Source organism: Acinetobacter sp. YH12201, assembly GCF_013418145.1.
Taxonomy (GTDB): Bacteria; Pseudomonadota; Gammaproteobacteria; order Pseudomonadales; family Moraxellaceae; genus Acinetobacter.
The window spans coordinates 1-3,713 of sequence record NZ_VPCP01000139.1 but is presented as its reverse complement, the minus strand read 5'-3'; the positions used below and the strand labels follow the sequence as shown (position 1 = coordinate 3,713).

Annotated in this window: 3 protein-coding genes and 1 pseudogene; all 4 read left to right on the top strand. The window is 36.8% G+C overall.

Annotated elements, in window-relative coordinates; all coding sequences use genetic code 11:
- Nucleotides 1–107: pseudogene (locus FTU91_RS15805) on the top strand (IS5/IS1182 family transposase); the annotation flags it as partial.
- 108 nt (nucleotides 108–215) lie between these two features.
- The gene (gene ppk1, locus FTU91_RS15800) at nucleotides 216–2,294 is read left to right on the top strand and encodes a polyphosphate kinase 1 (RefSeq protein WP_180082812.1); all 2,079 of its coding nucleotides are present in this window, start codon (nucleotides 216–218) and stop codon (nucleotides 2,292–2,294) included.
- Between the two features lie 117 nt (nucleotides 2,295–2,411).
- Nucleotides 2,412–2,639 (top strand): hypothetical protein, encoded by a 228-nt coding sequence (locus FTU91_RS15795; protein WP_086197572.1) that lies wholly within the window; start codon nucleotides 2,412–2,414, stop codon nucleotides 2,637–2,639.
- A gap of 87 nt (nucleotides 2,640–2,726) precedes the next feature.
- Nucleotides 2,727–3,713 (top strand): IS4 family transposase gene (locus FTU91_RS15790; RefSeq protein ID WP_180082811.1). Its coding sequence is split into 2 segments (ribosomal slippage), with 988 coding nucleotides annotated over them: nucleotides 2,727–3,267 and nucleotides 3,267–3,713; the frame shifts between segments, so codons are not numbered across the junction. This gene is flagged as partial in the annotation.

Below are 3,713 nucleotides of genomic sequence, written 5' to 3'. Positions count from 1 at the left end.
TGAAAACATTTAGAATATTAAGTGAACGCTATCGAAATAGACGGAAAAGATTCGGTTTACGCATTAACTTAATCGCTGCACTGGTAAACCGGATAAATTTTCAATAATGACTTTCGCAAGAGATCTACTGAAAATCAGTTTGTCTCATTTAAGGGTTTTATGAATGTTTATTCAATTGATTTGAACCTTGTTATCTAATGATATAAGAGCCATAAATGACTGCTTTAAGTGTGCCTTCAAATTCTTCCATACATACATTAAAAACTTATATTAATCGGGACCTTTCCTTACTTGAATTTCATAAGCGAGTATTGGCACAGGCGAAAGATACTGAATATCCTTTACTTGAACGACTCAATTTTTTAATTATTTTTTCACGAAATCTAGATGAATTTTTTGAAATACGTGTCGCGAGTTTGATACAGCAATTTGAGCTGTCCAGCCATAATAAGACCCGTCCAGATAATTTATTCATCTCAGAAATACTGACGACGATTTCTAAGCTTGCACATGAGGCCGTTGAGGAACAGTATAAAATTCTGAACTATAATATCCTGCCACAACTGCAAGGCAATGGAGTTAATTTTATTCAGCATGGTGATATCCTTCAAAAACATAAAGCATGGATTAAAGATTATTTTCATCATGAAGTTCAACCTGTTGTAACCCCCATCAGTCTAGACCCCGCACACCCTTTTCCTCGTTTAGCCAATAAAAGCTTAAACTTTATTGTCACTTTGGAAGGCAACGATGCCTTTGGACGAAAAATTGATTTAGCGATTGTTCCTGCCCCTCGATCATTGCCAAGATTAGTTAAATTACCCACGCATGTTTCTGGTGAGGCTGAGCACTACATTTTACTTTCCGCGATCATTCAGCAACATATTCATGAATTATTTCCAGGAGTGACCACAACCGGGTGTTATCAATTCCGGGTAACGCGAAATGCTGACCTCACCGTATCAGAGGATGTGGAAGATTTAGCAATCGCTTTAAAAGGGGAACTTTCATCTCGACGTTTTGGTCGCGCTGTCAGACTCGAAGTGAATAAAGCGTGTCCAGAGATGATTACTGATTATTTACTGGAACAATTTGATCTTGATCAAGATCAGCTCTATCTGGTGAATGGTCCTGTTAACCTGGCTCGTTTTATATCGAACTTTAATTTACCCGAGTTACGTTTCCCTCCCTATGTACAAAAATTACCAAAAGGGTTGTATAGTAAAAAATCGATATTTGAGGTATTAAAAACCGAAGATGTCTTATTACACCACCCTTTTCACTCTTTCGCTCCGGTCATTAAGTTGCTGAAAGAGGCAGCCCGTGATCCACATGTGTTGGCTATAAAACAAACACTTTATCGCAGTGGTGTAGATTCTGAAATTGTGCAAGTCCTTGCTGAAGCGGCACGGAACGGTAAGGAAGTCACAGCCGTGATTGAATTACGTGCACGCTTTGATGAAGAGTCAAATATCGAAGTTGCCAATGTATTACAAGAAGCTGGCGCAGTTGTCGTATATGGGATTGTCGGCTATAAGACTCATGCCAAAATGATTCTGATCGTGCGTCGTGAAATAGACAAAATTAAACGTTATGTTCATTTAGGTACAGGTAACTATCATGCGACCAATGCCAAAATCTATACCGATTATGGCTTACTTACCAGTGATGCTGATATTTGTGAAGATGTACATAAAATCTTTCAAGAATTAACTGGTATGGGAAAAACCATAAAGCTGGAAAAACTTTTTCACGCGCCATTTACCCTTCACTCACAATTACTTGAACTCATACAGCAGGAAATTAAAAATAGTAAAGCAGGAAAAAAAGCGCAGATCATTATTAAAGTCAATGCATTAACTGAACCGCAACTGATTCATGAACTTTATCAAGCATCACAAGCGGGTGTACAAATCGATTTAATCGTTCGTTCAATTTGTTGCTTACGACCACAAGTTGCAGGGCTCTCCGACAATATTCGTGTACGTTCAATCGTCGGACGTTATTTGGAACATACTAGAGTGTATTATTTTTATAATGATGGTGACAGCAAACTGTATTGCGCCAGTGCGGATTGGATGGGACGTAATTTGTTTTCTCGCATCGAAACCTGTTTCCCGATCGAGAATAAAAAAATTCGCAAACAAATTCTTGAAGAAGGATTGAATAATTATCTCAAAGATAATCGGCGTGCATGGGAATTACACGCAGATGGAACCTGGATACAATGTCAGCCTGGTAGTGGACAACCAGTCTACATTGCCCAGCAACAATTAATGAATCAGATTTTTTAACGAAAATTTTTGAGTTATTGTATAAATGACAATCACTTGCAATGATTTAAATTCATTTTAACCAAATTGTAACAATCCAATCCTAAAGTAAAAATCAAGAGGGAATGAGTCAACTATATGAGCGATATCAGTGTTAAAAAGATCAACAAATTAATTGAACAGTTTGAACAAGCTGGCAATAAAACACAAGCGCTTGAAATAGGCTATAAAACGTATGCCATGCTTATGTCTGATCAGAAATTTGCGGATAAAGTGACCAAATCAGCAGAAAATGCCGAAGAGAGACTTTATAAAAAAATTAAAATCAAACTTATTCCAGAGAAACATCATTTTAAAATAAAGTAAGAAGTACAAAATTTTTCTCTGTACACGACAAAAATAGATAACTCATTGAAATAATGTCACAATAATTGTTTTCTAACGACGAATACTATGACACATCTCAATGAGTTATATCTTATCTTAAACAAATCTCTAAAATGGAACAAGTCACATTTAAAGTGCTTTGCGCTCATCATGCTTGTGATCATTTTAAAGCAAACATGTAATCTTTCTTCTGCATCTAAAGCCTTGCCCATCAAGTGCTTACCACAATCATTTTATCGACGTATGCAGCGCTTCTTTGCAGATCAGTATTTTGATTATCGTCAAATTTCTCAGTTGATTTTCAATATGTTTTCATTCGACAAAGTGCAACTGACTTTAGATAGAACCAATTGGAAATGGGGAAAACGAAATATTAATATCCTGATGCTTGCGATCGTTTATCGTGGAATAGCGATACCTATCGTTTGGACATTGCTTAATAAACGTGGAAATTCAGATACGAAAGAGCGGATTGCTTTGATTCAACGCTTTATATCCATTTTTGGTAAAGACCGTATTGTGAATGTGTTCGCAGACAGAGAGTTTATCGGTGAGCAGTGGTTTACATGGTTAATTGAACAAGACATCAACTTCTGCATTCGTGTTAAAAAAACTTCATTGTCACCAATCATTTAGGGAAGAATCATAAAATTAGTGATTTATTTCGCCATCTTCAACTTGGTCAAATTGAATGTCGTAAACGACGGATTTTGGTTGGTCGGGTGAAACTATATATGAGTGCACTACAGTTAGAAAATGGAGAGCTTTTACTCGTCGTTTCTCCTCAGTTTAATGCCAATGCTATTCAGCATTATGCATTACGCTGGGAAATTGAAACCTTATTCAGTTGTCTCAAAGGACGAGGATTCAATCTTGAAAATACGCGCTTGACAGACCCTAGACGAGTGAAAAAATTGATTGCGGTCTTAGCTATAAGCTTCTGTTGGTGCTACTTAACGGGTGAATGGCAACATGATCAAAAAAAAGCGATAAAAATAAAGAAGCATGGACGACTCTCAATGAGTTTATTTCGCTATGGTTTAGACTATGTTC